Raw genomic sequence first — 993 nt, forward strand, 5'->3', positions numbered from 1 at the left:
TGCGCAGCTTCGGAATCCGCAGTTCCACGTTCCCGGCCCGCGTCTGCCAATCGCGTTCGCGGTAGCCGTTTCTCTGCGCCTTCCGCTCCGGCGTCTTCTGATGATAGTCGGCACCGGTCTTTGCGCCAACCTCCAATTCCATCAGCCTTTCGGCGGCAAAACCGATCATATCTCGAAGAAGATCGGCATCCGCGCTCTTCTCGACAAGCTCTTTCAGGTCCATCATAGGTTTGGTCATCGGGGTCTTCCTTCGGTTCAGGTTGATGTTCGCAACCCGACCTTACCGAAAATTCACCGATGACCACCGCGCCTTTGATGACGTCCTACGGCGCCTCATGAAGGGCGCGGACGCCACCAAAAGCGCTACCAGAAGTTACACCTCTCCCTGGGACAGGACCCATGAATAAAGCGAGCAGTAAACCTCTGGTCAGTCTTCCATGGGGAATTACTCGACGGAGATGCTCTTGAGCTGCCATACCAACCTGTCATTGTAGACGTCGTCTTGCAGTTCCGGGTAGCTGTCCATGGGATAGATGACCCAGATTGGCCCCTTTTCCCGAACCGACATTGGTTCCCCCTCACGGAGAACCGCCAGGATCACCTCGTACTCGAAAGCATCCCCTGCCGGCACGATTAAGGAATAATCGTTCAACGCCTGCATCTTGAGGGTCGCGTCGCGCGCAATATCCGCCTCTTCGAGGATCGAGCGCAAGCTCGGCCCCTGAAAGGCGGTCGCTTCGTCAACGTAGTCGTTTTTCGTCACGATAGTTTTCTGGGGCATCGCCAGCAGCTCTTCGAGCGTGAAGCTCTCTGACGCTTCAGCCGTCGTGACGGTCAGAATGTCCTGCGCATGGCCCAAAGTCGGCACGAGCAAGGCAAACAAAACGGCCCGCAGGGGGATGGCAATCTGCATTCGTTACTCCTGATCACTTTCGTCACCAGAGTTCCTTCTGGACCATATTCATGGCATTCCTAAGGCAATTATTTGAGGGA

At 55.9% G+C, this 993-nt stretch carries 2 protein-coding genes; both read right to left on the reverse strand.

The features are described from left to right. Positions 1-238: transposase (locus A3728_RS13645; protein WP_201722327.1), on the reverse strand; the 238-nt coding region annotated here is incomplete at its 3' end. Positions 239-445: 207 nt separating this feature from the next. After that, positions 446-913, reverse strand: a complete 468-nt coding sequence (locus A3728_RS13650; protein ID WP_067924728.1) for a hypothetical protein — start codon at positions 911-913, stop codon at positions 446-448. Between the last annotated feature and the right edge of the window lie 80 nt (positions 914-993).

Source organism: Sulfitobacter sp. HI0040 (assembly GCF_001634885.1).
GTDB lineage: Bacteria > Pseudomonadota > Alphaproteobacteria > Rhodobacterales > Rhodobacteraceae > Sulfitobacter.

What these genes read in the sequence shown, in the direction of transcription:
- A3728_RS13650 (WP_067924728.1), bottom strand. Translation starts at nt 913, where the DNA reads ATGCAGATTGCCATCCCCCTGCGGGCCGTTTTGTTTGCCTTGCTCGTG.